The organism is Veillonella parvula (genome assembly GCF_040097785.1).
GTDB lineage: Bacteria > Bacillota > Negativicutes > Veillonellales > Veillonellaceae > Veillonella > Veillonella parvula_D.
Genome location: NZ_JBBNNS010000004.1, coordinates 1 through 19,078 on the forward strand (window position 1 = coordinate 1; position 19,078 = coordinate 19,078).

Here is a 19,078-nt window from a genome sequence, read left to right on the forward strand (position 1 = left end):
TTATTTCCTGCAGGAAGTTTTGAAGGTTTTAGAGGTTTATAGAATTACACTACTCTCAAACAACCTAAAGAAGGTAGCAAATTACCATCTTGTTTTAGAGGTTTATAGAATTACACTACTCTCAAACTGGTATGCCGTTTCCATCTTTATCTATCCAGTTTTAGAGGTTTATAGAATTACACTACTCTCAAACTGGATAATCGAACTGAAGATACAATGCTATGTTTTAGAGGTTTATAGAATTACACTACTCTCAAACATGTATCGTGCATCTGAAAGCATATCGTGAGTTTTAGAGGTTTATAGAATTACACTACTCTCAAACGAAGCATTACAGTCAGCTGCAGTCGTATGTGTTTTAGAGGTTTATAGAATTACACTACTCTCAAACACAGAAGCTACGGCAGCCTTACCGGTGTATGTTTTAGAGGTTTATAGAATTACACTACTCTCAAACCGTATAGACATCTGCAGTGATATTATCCTTGGTTTTAGAGGTTTATAGAATTACACTACTCTCAAACCATTCCACGCTAGTCCCTCAACAATTCCAGGTTTTAGAGGTTTATAGAATTACACTACTCTCAAACAGGAACGTAGCAAAGTTCAAGAAGAGTTATGTTTTAGAGGTTTATAGAATTACACTACTCTCAAACATATGTCAAGGTTTACCACAGTTACAAAAAGTTTTAGAGGTTTATAGAATTACACTACTCTCAAACAACCCCATTAATTAAATCCCAGTCAAACTTGTTTTAGAGGTTTATAGAATTACACTACTCTCAAACCCCAAATTAAATTTGAGGCTCAAGAGTAACTCGGGCTACCACCAGGTGTAATTCTGTATAATCCTTAAATAACACAAAAATCATTATCTAAAATATACCCATTAATAAGGCTTTTATCAAGATTTTCTTTATCAAAAGATCCTGTCGTTAAACAAACTAATCGCAATTGTCTACTCAACATGTTGAGATAAAATGCATTAATCTCATCATCATTTAAAACTAAATCTAGATTTACCATAATATATACCATGGGAGATAATAATGTATCAACCACTTCTATGTAGGACATGAAATCCATAATATCCCCTGTACGATTAAACTTAAAGTTAAAGCTACCTAGCTTAATAAGTTCAGCAGTACTAATTTCAAGTTTATGTTGGATTGATAAAGGATATCCAAATTCTAAAGAATAATAAAAAGCATGAAGACGATTTACAATATCTGCCACCTCTTCTGTCATCAACAAGGCTTCTTTAGATAATTGATTTTGTAATTTGGTTAATAAGGCTTTACTATTTATATCTACATATAATGGATTAAGTATTATATGTCCATATTTATCTAAATTGAACGCCTTATTATTATCATTTAAAATCCAGGGGCCTTCCCCTCCATCGCATTGTATATCAAGCTCTGTGACCATACGTCGAAATACTTTACAATTCTCAAATGATATAACCGTTACCTTATCACTAGATACTTCAAAGTCTAACGTAGAATCTTGATACATCAATTTCATATCATAAGCACCCTCTCCGTTGAGTCTATAACCTCACTTTGCTTATCTCCTACTACAATCTCCATTCTTGAAAACTGTTTTTCTGTAACAGTTAACATAAACAAGCTACCACTAGGTGGCTTATTTTTACGTACATGGTCCATTATAATGTTGGCACTAGTTGTATTAAGAACTAATTTTGAGTACACAGATTCTTGTAACATGAGGAATCCTGATACAATTAAATACTTTCTAAAATTCCTATATTCTTTTCTATCTTCCGAAGTCAACGTCGGTAGATCAAACATCACTAATATTCTCATAAATCTATAGCTCATATTCTATAAACCTAATCTCTGAAGCATCTTGATTTCGCAATGCATCAAATACACTTTTACAGTAAATGCGAATAGCAGCACTAAATGTCTGAATAGTATCATTAATTTTTACATCTTCAGATAGTAATTCTATAAGTGACAATTTAACATCTCGATTGAATTCTGTAGGTATCGACTTGATAACAACCGCATCAACAAGGCCTCTCAACGGTTCCATCAAATCAGAACCTAAATTATACGGATTAAATTGATTACAGTGATTAAGACCTAGCTGAGTAATATAACCTAACGATAAAATCTCTCGATTTACCGCAGAAAGCAATATCGCATATCCATAATTCAGTGCTGCATTAATAGCATTATCCTGTTCGCGAGAAAATGATTTTCCAAACAAAGCATTAAAATATACTTTTGCAGCATGCCCCTCACGTTGAGTTTCATCATTTAGAGTCAACTCATCAAGATATTGGTATAGTAAATCTGCTTCAACTAACTCCTGATGCTGTAATAGCTCTGCTTGATTCATAATCTTACGTCGTACAATTTCTGTCCATATAGAAGCTTGCAACTCTTTAGACCATTCAGCCTGTTCACGACATCGTTTACTACTATTGTGACTACCATGTAACGGAAGAACCTCACTGGCTGGATTCCGTTTCTCATCACAAAACACAATAGCCACTTTTTTCTTAATCAACTCGTTTAGTAGTACGGCGGTGAGACTCACCGCCGTAGATTCAACAATCAGCATATATATTTCATCAATATATACCTTAGTCGTCTCAAAGTCTTTGCGAATAATCATGTAATTCATTTTAAAATCTAACTTAGAACGACTACTTATGACTACCGTACGCCAACTCATAATAACCCCTAATACTAACACATTCGTTTTAAACTATAGTTACTTCATTAGAATATAATCCTGTAATGGATTCATTGATAACTTTAAATTCATCTTGATTACTTATTTTACTCCCCACAGTTGATCTAGATGCTGTTATTCCTAAAGGCTTAACTTCAAAAGTAGTTTTTTGATTTGTTAATAAGTTTAAAAGCTCTATCAAATGAATACTCTGTTCTTCTAAAGACATTTTTTTAAATAAACCATATCCCTTTTCTGATAATTCAGCTGCTTTATTCCCTTTCATCTTTTGATATATAGGCATTTTAAGTTTACTTACCAAGTAATCAAAGAACTCTATATTTTTCTCTTCTACGATTCTAACCTCTATCGTATGCTTATTATCAAGCACTCTTGTTGATACAACATTTGCCTTCAAATCCTTATTATCTTTTCTCATATTATTAAACTTCTCAAGCACTTTGAGGTATGGAATCCATTCATCTGAAACAATGACTTGAATCGCATTATCAATACAGAAGTTACTATTAGTTTTCCCACCCAAATAATAATAGAATCCATTAACCTTAACTAATTGATTAATGCACAGTTTTCCATAAATGATAGAAATGTCTTTTGCTTGTGGAGTAATAGATGCTACATAGTTAATTAAATCTTGATCAGTTGTATTTCGATTTGTTAAATAGATTGGCAATGGCACGATTTCCTTAATCACTTCGCCTTTTTTACCTGTATATTGAACAATAATAGAATAGGCATTCTTAATTTTTGTCATGCCACCATACTTAGAAACATCTGCAAACACACTAGACTTGGTTTTCATCCCTATATAAGCACCATCTTTAGCTTTCCCTGCAACAATAGCTTTATATATAGTTACATCAGCTAATGCACCAGTTTGTTCTAATAAACGTTTCGTCACTCGAACATCGTTGCTGTCCATCATTTTCTTAACAGTATCCATGCTTGTTTTTACAGCCCAAGCTTTTCCATCTTTAGCATTTGTGCAATTTACATCATAATTGAACATCTTCGCTAAATTATATGTACGATTAGCTCCATTCTTTTTAAAGAATGCACGGAAGTTACGAGTAAATCTTTCATGATATACATTACCAACAACAATATTTAAATAAGCATCTTTAGCATGATGGTGATGATTCAATGAGCGAACTTTGATAAAGTTATTATCATGACGGAAGTCTGTTACATTTTCAGCCTTTACAAAGACTACATCAACACCTGGGTAAAGACGACGCAGTAATGTTGTGGCAGCCTTAACAGATTGATTAGTTTCTACTAGTTGACGAGCAATAAAGCCACTTAAATCATCAGCTGTAAGTGGTGTAATGCGAGTAAGGCGCTCATATTTCCGTTCACTAATAAGACCTTGTTGCTTTAAGAATATCCAGAATGCCTTTTGTGCCTTTTGAATTTCTTTACTAATTGGATATGTATCTGATTTCTGAGCATTTGCAGTTCGTTTACATAACACTAAGTTATCAAAACTATCATCCTTGGTAAGGCTACGAGGATAAATATGATCAATATCATAGTTATCTGTATTTAACTGACTTAAATCTATAACTTCACCGGTATAAGCACAACGCCCCATTTGAGTATAATATAGATACAACTTTTTACTTCTTAACGCCGCATCATCATATTTAGCTAGTCCTGATTTTAGCCCTCCAAACTCTTCGTTCGTAAGTCCACTTAATAATGCATCATCTTTTTTTATCGCTGCATATAAATCTGATAATCGTTTTTGGCGAGAATCTTTTTTCTTTTTCTCCGCTTTATTTGACCGTGTTACTTCTACAAAGATACGAGCCGGTAAAGTTTTTTTAATATGTACAATTTCATCAACGATGCGCAATGCTTGCCATACCGCACGTTTAACAGCAGGTGAAAGCGCTAAATCATCGATAATATCATGAGGGTTCACGATTTGACCTTCTGTTAATTTATCATTTATCTCTTGAATACGTTCCATAAATGAAAATCTATCGCCTAATAGTTCCATCAAGTTATAGCTAAAATCACGCATTGCTTCAATAATGGTTACAGAAGTACCGTCTCCAGCCTTATCACAGCCATCGATACCATTTAGTAATTTCTTAGAAAGACGTCCCCAATCTCGATATCTTAATTTTGACAATTTTTTGATAGCTTCATCATCAAGGCACGAAGCGAATTTTTTACGCAACGTTTCACGTAACATTTTTTTACTTTCACCAAAGATAGTAATATCCGTAATAATCTCTTCGGCCATAGACAAATCAAAATTATTACCAAGAATACGAACCATATCACGATAAGAGGCTAAATCATTTTTAATTTCTCCATCAAGACCTGTAATCTCAGGTTTATGCTTCTCAGGGATATAATTATTATCCTTTAAGAATTGCTCTATACGATTTTTAGTCATCTTCTTATGGTCTTGCTTAAATACAGCCTCAATAAGATGTTCTTTTACTGCTTTCTCTAATGGCTTACCATCAATACGTACATTATTTAGTTCGTTAAGCAACATAAACTCACTATACAAAAGTGATGATTTGGGCAGCACATCCTCGCCCAAAAGGTAAGTGCATTTATTAGTAAGGTTTTTGATAAAAGCTGCTGCTGATTTTTCCCGATCAATTTTATCATCAAAATTCCACGGAGTTACTCGTCCAGATGCTTTCCGAACCGCCCAAGCAAAACCACCGTTATCTACATTATGATGAGTATTTAAAGGCCCTACGTAATACGGAATGCGAAACTCTAGCATTTTAATGAGTTTATCTGCTACAGAATAACCATCTGCCACTACATTTAAGAATGGGAATTTAGATTTACATGTATCAAGAATAGTTTTAAGCTCTTCCAAATGTAATTGATATGGAATAACACCATTATCTTTAATCCGCTGTAATGGCAATAACGTTTGTAATTCAATTTCACTAAGAATATATTCTTTATCCTTAGAGTCTGGTAGTCCCTCTACGACCTTCTTAGTGTACTTATAAAACTCTTCGCGATTACAACTTGTTTCCTCTTTACGACCTTGTTTAATATAGTGTACATAATTGTGTAAACCTTTTTCATCAGCCTTAAACATCTCATTATAAATGCTTCTATCAGCCTTTAATAAAGATTTCAATATAGCTAAATCATCTTTATGCTTGTTGAAAGCTTTTACCTTAGATTCAGAAATAGTAAGACCGGGTTCTTTAATGGACAGGAGTATAATAGCATCATATACAGATTTACAATCATCAATAATATAAATCTCATCACTCCAAGCTTTAGCTAGCTCATCTCGTTTATCGTCATATGTGTCTCCTGTTATTTGAAGCTTTTTAAGGTCTTCTTCTAACTCTTCTACAGAGCCGAACAAGTCTATAAGACTAGCATTTAAACCTAATACTAAATTTGCAAATGCTTTAAGTCTTTTTTTATCTTCTTTGACTTGATCTTTTTGAGTTTTACTAGAAGTATCTACTGTATCAGTAGCTATATATGTATCAACCAAATGTTCTATGGCTTTGGCTTTATCAGATTTTGTTTTTCCAGCCTCCATAAGGATTTGCCCTATAGAGCTAATAGCAGAATTACAATCAAAGCAATTAAATGTAATATTTTCTAAAGCTTGTTTAATAACATCATCAAGCGTTGAAGCATTAGAGTCAAATGTAGCCCCTTCATAAAGGAAGTTACCACGATATTTTAAAATATGATGTACAGCTAAAAATAGTTTGCGAATATCATCAGTACCAGATTTCATCAATTCTGAACGCAAATGATAAACAGTAGGATACTCTTTAAAATAATCTTGATCATTATAGTTTTTATCGATAAACAAAATATGTTTTGAACTATGACCGGTCGTTTTATCCTCATAGTGGTACTTACTTTCACGAAGGCGCATAAAGAATGTAGGATCCACCTGTGCCATAGCATCAGCAAACAATTCTTCTAATAGTTTTAAGCGTAATTTACGACGTTCCAAGCGACGACGCATGGACCGGAATCCACGACGTGCTACAGCGGATTCTCCCTCATCAAACAAACGACTTCCCCACATTTTATGAGATCGAAATTTCAGCAACTCATAGGCCTTATTGGTTACTGCCCAGCCCACTGAGCTTGTACCAATATCTAACCCCACAAAATAATCTTTAATTGGATATCCTTTCAAATGACTTGAAATAAGTTGGTTCGATGCTTGCGTTTCCATAAGTCCTCTCCTTTGGAAATTAATAATTGACATTCATCAAATGCTTAACTATACTATAATTAATCCAACTAGTTTTGGAGGTTTACAGAATTACATTACGAGTTCAAATACAAATTAATTTACAATGCCTTCGGGCTGCCCGACGTAGGGCACCTACTCTCAATTCTTCGGAATTGAGTTTTTTATTGCCAAAATTTACTATTTAAACGTGATATATAATCTATAAGTCGCCAAACACCGTATAATTAACTTCATTTTAGCATAAAACAATAAATTAATTCATATGTTTTTCATAAATCTTATAATTATACTCATAATCGAGTACATAAAAGTTAATAAATAGTTATGTTTATAAGTAAAGCCGAGCTACTCAAAATTTAACGTAGCTCGGCTTTTTCGTCTCTTTTATTCTAATATAATTATCTATAAATCATAATTTTACTTACTTTATCGCCTTTTTGTTCAAATTGTATGCCATGCATCATATCCGTACGATAGCGATATTTCCCATAAAACCATCGATTATTAGAGTCTACTAAATCAGGTCTACCGTATACATTAAGCACTTTTCGCATGGAGTCGCCTACGGCAATGCCTCTATGTGTTGTGGCATCACGATTCTCGATCATCATATAGGTAACAACTGACTCTACACCATCCATTTTAAAACTCCCAAAGGTAACACCACCATAGGTGAGTCCTCTACTAGTTTCTTTAGTAGGCTGCCCCAAACTTGCTTTCACACTATCAAAGGTATTACCTAATGAAACACCAAGAACCATCATATCCTCGTCTGGTAAGTTAGCACCTACAAGTTGTCCTCCCGCATAATGAGTATACTGCTCAGCTTTCGGCCAATCGTAAGACTGTTTCGCTGCATTTGTTTCAAGGCGATCCCACGTTTTGCTCAACCAACTTGCATCTGTCACATAACTATAACCACTTACCAATTGCAGGCCGATAACAAGCCCCGTAATCATGTATTTTCTTTTCATGTTCTCTCTCCTGAACGATTTTATAAACAACTGAATTACATTTTATCTTTACTTTGCATACGAATTACTTTATTCCGCAGTGTCTCAACATTTGCAAAATCAGAATATTCTACCGTATTACGCAGCTGAATATGAGAATATGGCGTAGCCCCATCAATATAAACTAAACTCATTATATATACATTCTTGTCATCACGTAAGAATCGATGCATTAAAGACGTTTTTCCTGGTTGATAGTTATCTACTAAAAGACTAGGAACGCCATTATTCCAAACAGATGCTGATTGAATAGGTACATCACCTATGATTTGACTTTCTGGCTTTATTTCCGAAATCTCGTCAATAAATGAATAGATATATTTATCATCTACTTTTACAGGTTTCTTAGCTACAATAAGTCGGATACCTGATCCACGATAGTCTCTCATTTCGGCAGAGTCCTTTAACGATTTCTGTGCTATTAGTTTGAGCCCTTTAGGAATACGATATGTGAAATTATCCCATTGAATACTTTCACTATAATGATCCATGTCATCTAACGATCGAATCGACGGAATTACATAATTACTCATAACGTGCTCGAGCTTGCCGGTAACAGGCTGATTTTTGTAGCTAAGACCTACCATATATTCTTGATTCGGTTGATTAAATAAACCAACTACAGCAACCATAGCAGGCGTATTCTCACCGAAAGACTCAGTTTCAATAGCCCATTTACCATGTGTGATACCCGGATATGTAAACTCCCCTTTTCGCTCTGATTTTAATTTGCCTAATGCATCATCATAATTCTGTTTTGTACCAATCGCAAAAAATATGGAATTCTCTCTTACAATAGATAAACGTTCACCATCACTGCGTTTTGGGTAATACTTACTTGCTAATAGTAGTCCAGGAACAGATGCCCGAATGTTATTACGCTCATCATGCAACAACACAACTGCAGACTCATTAACAAGTAAGTCCATCAACTTCTCCGAATCGCTTGCTATCTGATTGACTTCATCTCGTGTTAGTCCCCAGTCAGTTACATACATGTCCATGCGTTTTTTAGATTCAGAATGTAATTTTATAACATCACTAGCTCCTACATTGCTCAAGCTACCGGCCCGATAGTTTTCATAGGCATTGGCAGGGATATTCGCATCTGCCCCTGGTATAGGTGGCTGTCCTGCTGGCACTTCTATCTGTACAGCGCTTACATTCATGGTGAAAGCAGCTAGTACAGCCATGATAATCAAACTTTTACGTAACATAAAACCCTCTCTTTTTTCTCTCACATTACAACATAAATAAGCACAACCTTATTAGCATAAGTATACTATGTAAACAAGGCTGTGCCTATTATTAATAATTTTATAATTTAGTATATGTATGATATATCTATAATTGGTATATATAAGGTTTATCTCCATTTGACGATATATCCCTTTATCCCTATAATATAAGTAGATAGTCAGACGAGTAGTGACGTCAGGCTCATCTCACAAACAAATAACATGTAGAAATGGCCTTTTCGTTTTATCTAATTTCCGAAGAAACGAAGGGCTATTTTGCTATTTCTAGACAAATAAGCACCACAAGTGCTCCAAAGGATATCATGACTGATAAAATCCCAAGGATAATCATAATGATTTTATAACCACTCATAAGCAACCCTCCCTTCAAAAACGAAGAGAGGCCCAACCTCGCCTAACTATCCTAAGTCTATTATAGAACGAACTAATATGCGATACAATAAGCATTATATTATATAAATATACGAATAAACTAATAAAAGCCAAGTTATTCCTAACTATGAATAGCTTGGCTTTTACATTATGTAAATAAGTTAAAAATATATCAGAAATCTAATATGCGTATTTAGGAGCTTTCAAAAGCTAATGAAATATCAGTCCAATAATAATCAGAATCGGAGCCAGGTAAGAAACACAAAAATAACAATAGCTAAAACAATAATAGTGCCATACATTAATATCCCTAGCTTTATAACAAAATCTATACTATAAAAGATAAATGTCCCCACTAAAGATTGGTCTTTCAAAGAAAAGTACCAAGCTTTCACTCTATAATAAATTTTTGGTTTATCAAACGCTGGATATAGTTTCTCATGCCACAAAATAAGCCACGGTAAAACCCAAATATTCCCAAAGGTAAATATCAATACTGGCAAATAATCCCTTAATGGATATGCTTCTAATACATATCGATCATAGAGCAATGTATAGAAAGCCCAAATAGAGATTCCCCAAATAAGTAAAAGTACAAGCTTTATTAGGAGTCCAAAAACAAGTTTTATCTTTAATCTATGTTTATTCACTGTTTTAACCACTCTAGTGCCATACATAAATATTACAACTCATCATCATAAGATAGTCCAAAGATCTTTTTATAGATCAAATTAGGCAATTTATATTTTTCATCACCAAATTCAGCAGGTAGAATCATAGCTTTTAGATTTTCTGCATATATACGTTGTTGGCGAATTTGTCCATTATTGTAATAGGTACCGCCATCATTAACGGTCCCTGTAATTCCTGAACTTCCTTGCTTTGCACGCCAAATAGAGATATATGGGGTCTTATCACCTTGTTTTAAACTTCTATCATGATCATTAATCAAATGGCGCAAAGAACGATCCATTTGGTAATCGTATTGTACTGAAAGTCCTTGAATCATATTCGCAGCAGGCATGGAAACATAAATGACGGCTTCAATACGACGATGGCCATTCGGCGCCGTTACAGACTTAACAGATGAAAGATCCAAATATTTTCCATCTCCTCTTCCAGAGTCAGCACTCGAATCGATGTGTTCAAATCGTTCTGCGTTTAATAAGTCAGCTTGTGATACGGCTTGGATTTGCATTGGCAACACGAGGCAGCTTAGTAACCATAGTGAAAGTAAATATATGCGTTTCATCATCCACCTCATTGGGCCACAATATCATCAAAATGCTGCTGATATACAGATACAAACATAGCATCCGCTATATCATATATAATAGTATTATTACGGTTAAGTGGGACCTTACGCGTATCGTTTACATAATGCATTGGCTTTGTCGCCCCATCAAATGTATATCTCGCTACATCTACCCCTGTCATAGCTAAACCAGACTTACTTTCACTAGCCTCAATCAAAGCCAGCATAGACGGGCTCGGATTCATGATACGAGACGAATGAATAAGTGTCGCTAACGAATAGTTAGTATCATAATCCACGGTGAGCTGTCTCTCATTGATGATAGATTGATAAGACGTATCCATCACAATATAGTAAGTCCCGCGCAAGGAATACTGTGGCGGTGCATAGCGTAGGGCCTCAATCGAATAAGTGTTTAAATAGATATACAAGCCACCACTCTCTATGGGCCCATTCATCGACTGAGAATAAACAAGCTTAAACTGTGGCGACGTTTTCAATTCCTGAAATGTAATTGCCTCTGTAGGCATGGTGAAAGCCAGCAACACAAGAGCTAGCATCAAAATACGTTGAATCATAAAAACCTCTCTCAAAAAATGAATCTTGTCTCTCAATAAAATAAGCACAGTCTTATTAACATAAGTATACTATGCAAACAAGGCTGTGCCTATGATTAATAATTTTATATTTTAGTTCCTAATATATATACATTCTCCATCACTCAAAGAAACTCCTCTTTGTAATTTCCCCAATTTTTAGGGATAATAAAGTTATACTTGATATATGCACCACAAGTAGTAAGGGTGATTTAGTATGTAACTCTAAAGTTTAAAGTTTTGGAGGTGACTTATGGAGGCTTTAACTATTATTTGGGTTATTGTTTGCGCCTATTTATTACTGAATTTATTAGTCGGCGTATATTGTCATATTCGTGTAAAAGATAGTACTGACTATCTACTCGCAGGTCGTCGTATTGGGGTTCTTATGACGGCAGGCACATTAGCAGCTACGGAAATCGGTGGTGGGAGCACTGTAGGTGTAGCAGCAAAAGCATATGGTTCTTGGGGTTTATCTGCAGGTTGGTACGTTGTATCTGCAGGGATTGGCGTTATCCTCGTTGCGTTCATTGCACCGCTCTTACGGCGTGCCATGGCAACAACAGTGCCAGAGATCATCGGCCGTCGTTTCGGCGCGTCTAGCCATCTCATTACGTCTATTCTGTCCATGCTAGCAACGATTACACTAGCAGGCGTACAGATTACAGCAACTGCAACTATTATTAGCGTTCTCACAGGGCTTTCAACAGAGCTCGCCATCCTCATCTGTGGCGCGGTACTCGTAATTTACACCATGTCCGGCGGTATGTGGAGCGTTACGATGACGGACGTTATCCATTTCTTCGTCCTCGTTGGGGGCTTCTCCCTCGCTGTACCATTCGTACTACACAATGTGGGCGGCTGGGAATCGGTAGTGGCGAAATTGCCGCCTGAACAATTAGGATTTACGAAGGTTGGGTGGAAAACCATCATCGGCCTCATCATTATGTACTTCATGACCTTCTCCACCGGCCAAGAATCCGTACAACGGTACTTTGCAGCGAAGGACGAAAGAACGGCCGTTCTCGGTTCTATCATTTGTGGTATTATCATGGCTCTATTCGCCTTTGTCCCTGCAGTTTTAGGCCTCGTAGCATTGGCTGAATTCCCAAACATCGAAGCGAACAATGCGGTGGCAACGGTAGCGCTTAACCTCATGCCTCCTGTAATGGCAGGCTTCGTTATGGCCGCGGTCGTATCGGCGACACTTTCATCAGGCGCAGGCGACCTCTTAGGTGCCGCAACAGTATTTACCAAGGATATTGTGGAACATCATTTTGGTAAAAGCCTCACTGACGCACAGCTCACTAATTACAGCCGTCTGTGCGTGCTATTCCTCGGTATCATCGCCATTATCATCTCCCTCGTAAGCAAAGCCATCATTCCGATGCTCGTATTTGCTTTCACCATGAGATCCGCTGGCCCATTCGCCGCATTCCTACTTGGCCTCACGTGGAAAAATGCAACAGCTGGCGCTGGCATTTGGTCTATCGTGCTCGGCTCCATCGCAGGCGTGTACTGGGAATTCGTTGGCAACCCATATGGCATTATGTCCATCATCTTTGGTTCCATCGTCAGCCTCATCGTCTTTGTGGCTGTGGTGTTTATTGAACGATCCATGGGTAAACCACCGGCTCCTCCGGCTATACCTGATGATGTAAAAGAGATATAAACAGCTTGTTATAATCTGTGACTTAATAATAGGACTAAAAGTGCTATAAAATTACAATTATAAAATTAAAACTCCTATCGGTGAAAGCCAATAGGAGTTTTTCTTATTTTACAACGACATCATCAAACTGTATGCCATACACGTGTTCATCATAATTTGACGATATATCATAACCTTATTATAATATAAGAAGATAGTCAGACGAGTCGTACCATCAGGCTCATCTCTAGTTACACAAAAACATGAAGAAATGGCCTTTTCGTTTTATACTAATCTCCAGATTAGTGGAAATGAAGGGCTATTTATTTTTTGTAAGGCTTTTTTAGTTATCCTATACAACGATTTATCTATATAGATACATCATATGTGCATTAAAGTACTCTTTATATTCATCCATAGTGAAGAATTTTCCTTTATTCTCTTGTATAACAGCCTCAAAATCTGGTTTTATTTCAGCTACCACAAGGCTTATTTCAGTTACTGTAGTTCTAATTTCACTTGTAGTAGATTTCATTACCGTTGTTGTAGGTTTACGTTCAAGTTCTATAGGTTTTGTTACAGTTTCTGCAGATTTCGTTTCAGCTGTTGATAGTTGATTTACATTCCAAAGGCTAGCACATTTGCTTTTATAGTAAGCCCAACAAGCTTGTGTATAGGCGTGTGTAACATAGGCTTTATCATAATTATCCTTAGCCAAGTCAAGGTTACCAAGGGCTTCGTCAATTTGAGCCATCGTGTAGAAAGCAAGTGGAGACCATTGATAGGCGCTTGAGTAATTACGTCTATGTATTGGTTCATCAAAGGTTATCGCTAAATTCTGCTTGATGAGCTCTGCCTGTTCTCTATCCCCCATATGCACAGCGAGCGCAACCATATACTTAGCACATAACCACTCTGCGTAATAATCTTGGAACTGGCGTTTACCATACATAGACCACAACCGCAACAGCTCCCGCCATAGGTTTTGGTCTAATTGTTCTAAATAGAAACGATAGATTGCTTTTAAAAGAAGCAAGAAATATACAATATCATTGCTATCCTCACGAGACTTAAGGTCTACGAGCCCATGTATCTCGCCAAATCTCTCGAAAGGCATCTTGAAATACGGATGATCGATAGACTGAACATGCTGCTCGAAGCTTTCACAGTCACCTTTTTCAATATCATGATGCAACAGTAAATATTGCAAACACTCGAGATTAAACACATTGTCCTGACCGTCCAAATCACGAATATAGTTATTAAAATATGTTTCATGAATTAATGGACATTCTTCCTGAGCTGTGATGAGCTCTTGCAGCAATCGCTCATAGGTATTATTGTCTGTGAAAGCATGTCCTAACATGCGATACCATTTGGATAGGCGAGATACCCGTTGCACATACTCTGCCTGCCAAGAGTCAGGAGATTCGATATCTACCTCACCGATAGCCGTATCCAAAGCATCAACGATAGGCAGTAGAGAACCATACGCCCCATACTTTCGAATAGCAGTAGAGCAAGCTTCAAGCAAACAATATATCTGGTCATAGACAGATAGACCTACTGTTGAATTAGCTAATAACGTAGTACCTTCAGCTTCATATGTAGTAGCACTTTCATCCTTGTGCTCAGTCATACTATTAGAACTGCCCATTGTAATCTCTATGGCGTCAAGCATCTCCTGTGCCTTACTCGTATAATGGATCAGGAAGTTCAAATACTCTAGAGTCTTATCCAATGTAGGGTATAGATCAACATGTAGCTTCTCCTGAGACAGTTGATTAATCAGATCATTTGCCAAAGGTAGAAGAATACGCCCTCTCACATAGGCGAGTACGCCTTCATCACCCTCTTCCCAGAACTCTAAATCATAAGCAAATCTATAATATCTGTCATATATATAATGGTCTAACAAGCAATCTGACCAATGATTGCTGTCATCATATACTGAAAGAACCGCATCACCGGTTAGACTCATATAGAACCGATGAACAGGTTCACAAATCTTACGGAAAAATGGATCTTGAGACAAGCTATCGAGCCGCTCGGACTCCGTATGACCGTCCATGGCCTGCACCATATAAGCACCCAAAGCATCGGCAAGTAATAGGAACTCCGATTGATTCGATGCATCCATAGAATATGTATTATCTAAGCTATTAACGGTAATCAATTCAGACAAATACGCTCTATCCACATCATCTAAGGCTTGATGAAGACCATATAGTGACAATGGCGTGGCAATATGCTGTACCCCTGCATCCGATCCAAAGGCACCAATATTACTAAACAAAGTTATGACAAAATAGCGTAACATATGGTCACAAATATACTTCGTAATCTGGTTGGGTGCATATCCATCTTGAAATAATAAGCGACGCCCCCTATTGCTTTTATACATGGGAAACACTTGATAGTACCCATTTCTACCTGTTGAAAGCAAGGCTTGTCCCTTATAGGTACCATATAATATAAACTCAGGCAAAGCCTCTACGAACTCATCTCGTAATTCGTTATACGGTTTACCATATTCCTCACAAAGAGCCTCCACAAAAGCGCGAATACGCTCGCGCTCTAGTGCGAATTCTGGATTATTACCCGTAATAATATCGCCCTCTTCAAAAGATGACTTAGGATCCACTCTATACACTAAGGCATTCATAAACGTAAGCTCTTCCTTTCCCTCTACAAGAGGGAACAAAGACGGACGAAGCTCATCAAAAATGCCGGTCGTAGTAATTATTACATTATACATACAACATCCTTTTACTATAAAACTATATACACACTAACATGCATACTGCTCTGCATTTATTTAATAACCGCCACTATATTAATACTGCACCTTGATACTACGCCTTGAAACTACATTTTGAATCAGCACAGCAACACTAATAACGATACGTAATCTATACCTATTGTAACATTAAAACTTGCTAGTAATATAGGAACTATAATATAGAAGCTATTATTCTCAACATTGCTTATTATGCATAGTATACATATTGAATATTCATTCCCCGTATGTTTTAATGAAGACAAATACGATTCGTTTATGACAAATTAAATATCTATCCTTTATTAGAGAAATTCACTATATTTACACTACATAATAGGTCTTTACTACCATGCTTATATAAATCTTAAACACATCATGGTAGCTTTTTTATTACGTAAAGGAGTATAGATGTATGAGCAAGGAGAAATTAGAGTTTGTAGAACCAGTTGATACAAACACAGATAATGAGTACTCTAGAGAGCCTGTCCCGTTAGAGGCAAGGAAATCCTGCTTTTCTCTCACCATTGTTTGGACTGGATTCGTTTTTCTTGTTACTAGTATGATGGCTGGTGGCGGGTTAGCTGCGGGGCTGACTTTTAACGAATTACTATTAGCAATGATCCTAGGAAATATTTTCTTATGTATCATCGCAGGGCTAGTGAGTGTAATTGCCTATAAAACAGGCCTTACCTTTGCTCTTTTGACTCGATACAGTTTCGGTCAGGAAGGATCTAGAATTGCCTCTCTCTTCGTACCTATCGTCAACCTAGGTTGGTACACTATTCAAGCGGCTTTATATGGACATTTTATTGCTCAAGTATTCAACCTTTCCTACACAGGCGAAGTCATTGCTATGATGCTCAGCGCCGTTATTATGGGTATCTTTGCAGTTCTCGGTATTAAATCACTTGCCGTATTCGGCTATATTGCCATTCCGTCCATCGTATTCCTCTCCCTAGGAACGGCGGCTCGCTCGGTTAAAACAATCGGTGGCTGGCAAGAATTATTTAACTATGTGCCATTACAACCTATCGATTTACTGTCAGGCATTACCATCGTTATCGGCACATGGATTCTATCCACTGCTACATGTATCGCTGATATTATGCGTTATGGTAAAAGCAAGAAAGATGTTATTACAGCGAGCACCATTGGTCTATTAGGGGGCAATACGTTGATGATTAGCTGCGGTGCTATCGCAGGCGTTGCTATGAATGATGGTGACTTAATCAACGTACTTTTAAGCTTTGGCCTCGTGTTCCCAAGCTTACTATTGTTGACTACAAATATCTTTACCACAAATGGTGCGAACCTCTATTCCACATCATTAAACCTAGCAAATTCTTTTAAACTAAACAGAAATATTATGCTAGCCGTGCTCATTGCTATCTCTGCATTAGCAACAATGACACAACCATATAAAATCGACTCCCTCTTTGTATTCTTAAGTACACTAGGCATCATCGTTCCGCCACTATGCGGTATTATCTTAGCGGACTTTTACCTGGTTCATCGCGGAAAATATATCGATTACACCAAAGCGACTTTCAAAAAATGGAATCTAGTTCCATGGATCACATGGGCTATCGCATTGGTCTGTGTTAAATTCATACCATTCGGACTGGCTTCGCTGAACGGGATTGTAATCGGTGCCCTACTGTACGCAGTCATTACGTATATTGTTAAACCTAATGTTGTTAGTGAAAGCAAAGGGTGATTATCATGGCAATTCATAAACTATCTGCTATACTAGGCACAATCATTATGGGCCTCGGATCCTTTATTACCTGTCTAGCCACAAGTGAAAGCGCCATTACCCTTGGTAACGGCATGCTCGTGGTGAGCATTATTATGATGGGATTTGGATACTCGAAATGGCAGCCTTAAATTAATAAATGTATAAAACATTAAAGGGGCTGTAACAGAATGTGTTAAAACCACATTCTGTTACAGCCCCTTTAATATTAACGATAAATTAAAAATTTTAACTCATTAATTTGTTCAAAGATTTTAATTAATACATCAACAACTATACTATTACCTGCAAGACGTTCTAATCGTTCACGAGAATAAAGCTTCTTATTTTTTTGTAGTTGAGGGTTGTATTTCAGTATTCTATTATAATCAGACTCATCAAATCCCATTAATAGGAAGCATTCTCTAGGAGTTAGATTTCGATAAGGGCTACCTCCTGTACGATGTTCAGGAAATTCAAGAATACCAGCGTTGGGATGTCGATCTTGTTTAGTCGTTAAAGTACCAAGATATTCATTAAAACCTGTGGGCTTATTAAGAATATCATTACCCTCATATATTTTACGACGAGATGGTGTATCGTTAGGATTAGAAATATTTGCCTCTTCTTTATAGATTGGATTTGAGTAATCCATTCGTAAAAAATGTTCAAGCTTTTTCGGCTTTTTCTTAGCAATTTCTTCTAAATCATTATCTTTAAAATATTGCTCTACGAAAGTCTGAATATCATTATTCGGTAATAAAACACTAACCATAAAGGTCCTTACACGTCGCTGCGGGCTACCAAAATTAGATGCATCTAATGTATATACTTTATTGTAATAACCTAATCGCTCTAGCTGATTTTTCCAATCATTAAAATTAGATGCATGTCTCTTAGAAAGAATATTACTAACATTTTCCATCAATAAAAACCGAGGCAATTCTTTTCCGTTCATTTGAATTGACTCCAAAATTCTTTCAACTTCCCAAAGTAACCCTGAACGATTATTCGCATCACGATCAATGCCCGAATGATTATTATGCCAAGCACCACCAATAGACAAATCTTGGCAAGGAAAAGAATACGTTAATACATCAACATCACTCGGGAAAGTAAGATGATCTACCTTTTGAATATCACCTAAATTACGAGTTCTATTATATGCAGCCCATATAATTCGCAATGATTCTACTGACCACGCCTTTAAAGCAATTCTAGAGATAGGATTCTTACCATCACTACTAAGATTGAGTGGAACTAATCGCTCTAATAGCTCTAGTTTTGTGAGATTCTTATAAGGAGTTATATCTGGAGCACCATTATGTATAAAATCATAAGCAACAAAAGCTGATATATCCCATTCCAATATATTAACCACTTTATAGTCAATGCCTAATTTTTTTAATGCTTTAGCCTGACTGCCAATGCCACTAAAGGCTTCAACTACGTTTAACATT

General features: G+C 36.5%; 13 protein-coding genes and 1 CRISPR repeat array. Of the genes, 3 read left to right on the plus strand and 10 right to left on the minus strand.

The window, feature by feature from the left end; all coding sequences use genetic code 11:
- Positions 1-25: 25 nt before the first annotated feature.
- A CRISPR array of direct repeats spans positions 26-788; the repeat unit is 36 nt; unit sequence GTTTTAGAGGTTTATAGAATTACACTACTCTCAAAC.
- A gap of 64 nt (positions 789-852) precedes the next feature.
- From csn2 to AAA071_RS07785, 8 genes are all read right to left on the minus strand, one after another.
- Positions 853-1,527, minus strand: a complete 675-nt coding sequence (csn2, locus tag AAA071_RS07750; RefSeq protein WP_302132279.1) for a type II-A CRISPR-associated protein Csn2 — start codon at positions 1,525-1,527, stop codon at positions 853-855.
- A complete protein-coding gene (cas2, locus tag AAA071_RS07755; RefSeq protein WP_349234108.1) occupies positions 1,524-1,844 on the minus strand; it encodes a CRISPR-associated endonuclease Cas2 in 321 nt (106 codons plus the stop codon). The genes csn2 and cas2 overlap by 4 nt, the downstream gene beginning before the upstream one ends.
- Entirely contained in the window at positions 1,834-2,709 is an 876-nt protein-coding gene (gene cas1 / locus AAA071_RS07760) for a type II CRISPR-associated endonuclease Cas1 (RefSeq protein WP_302132283.1), read from the minus strand. Before cas1 ends, cas2 begins: the two co-directional genes overlap by 11 nt.
- A gap of 28 nt (positions 2,710-2,737) precedes the next feature.
- Complete coding sequence (gene cas9, locus AAA071_RS07765; RefSeq protein ID WP_302132284.1) at positions 2,738-6,934, minus strand: type II CRISPR RNA-guided endonuclease Cas9; 4,197 nt, start codon at positions 6,932-6,934, stop codon at positions 2,738-2,740.
- Positions 6,935-7,353: 419 nt separating this feature from the next.
- Positions 7,354-7,929, minus strand: a complete 576-nt coding sequence (locus AAA071_RS07770) for a hypothetical protein (protein WP_004694483.1) — start codon at positions 7,927-7,929, stop codon at positions 7,354-7,356.
- 35 nt (positions 7,930-7,964) lie between these two features.
- Complete coding sequence (locus tag AAA071_RS07775) at positions 7,965-9,185, minus strand: hypothetical protein (RefSeq protein ID WP_205112610.1); 1,221 nt, start codon at positions 9,183-9,185, stop codon at positions 7,965-7,967.
- A gap of 1,096 nt (positions 9,186-10,281) precedes the next feature.
- Complete coding sequence (locus AAA071_RS07780) at positions 10,282-10,851, minus strand: hypothetical protein (protein ID WP_004698206.1); 570 nt, start codon at positions 10,849-10,851, stop codon at positions 10,282-10,284.
- Between the two features lie 8 nt (positions 10,852-10,859).
- Positions 10,860-11,432: a hypothetical protein gene (locus AAA071_RS07785; protein ID WP_287506651.1), complete on the minus strand. Its 573-nt coding sequence runs from the start codon at positions 11,430-11,432 to the stop codon at positions 10,860-10,862.
- Between the two features lie 271 nt (positions 11,433-11,703).
- Here AAA071_RS07785 and AAA071_RS07790 point away from each other — a divergent pair, with 271 nt between their 5' ends.
- Complete coding sequence (locus AAA071_RS07790) at positions 11,704-13,122, plus strand: sodium:solute symporter family protein (RefSeq protein WP_349234109.1); 1,419 nt, start codon at positions 11,704-11,706, stop codon at positions 13,120-13,122.
- Positions 13,123-13,465: 343 nt separating this feature from the next.
- Here the strand turns inward: AAA071_RS07790 and AAA071_RS07795 are convergent, their stop codons facing one another.
- A complete protein-coding gene (locus AAA071_RS07795) occupies positions 13,466-15,859 on the minus strand; it encodes a hypothetical protein (RefSeq protein ID WP_349234110.1) in 2,394 nt (797 codons plus the stop codon).
- Between the two features lie 436 nt (positions 15,860-16,295).
- Here AAA071_RS07795 and AAA071_RS07800 point away from each other — a divergent pair, with 436 nt between their 5' ends.
- Positions 16,296-17,600, plus strand: a complete 1,305-nt coding sequence (locus AAA071_RS07800; RefSeq protein ID WP_349234111.1) for a cytosine permease — start codon at positions 16,296-16,298, stop codon at positions 17,598-17,600.
- A gap of 5 nt (positions 17,601-17,605) precedes the next feature.
- A complete protein-coding gene (locus AAA071_RS07805; protein ID WP_349234112.1) occupies positions 17,606-17,770 on the plus strand; it encodes a hypothetical protein in 165 nt (54 codons plus the stop codon).
- 77 nt (positions 17,771-17,847) lie between these two features.
- Here the strand turns inward: AAA071_RS07805 and dcm are convergent, their stop codons facing one another.
- The gene (dcm, locus tag AAA071_RS07810; RefSeq protein ID WP_349234113.1) at positions 17,848-19,077 is read right to left on the minus strand and encodes a DNA (cytosine-5-)-methyltransferase; all 1,230 of its coding nucleotides are present in this window, start codon (positions 19,075-19,077) and stop codon (positions 17,848-17,850) included.
- Between the last annotated feature and the right edge of the window lies 1 nt (position 19,078).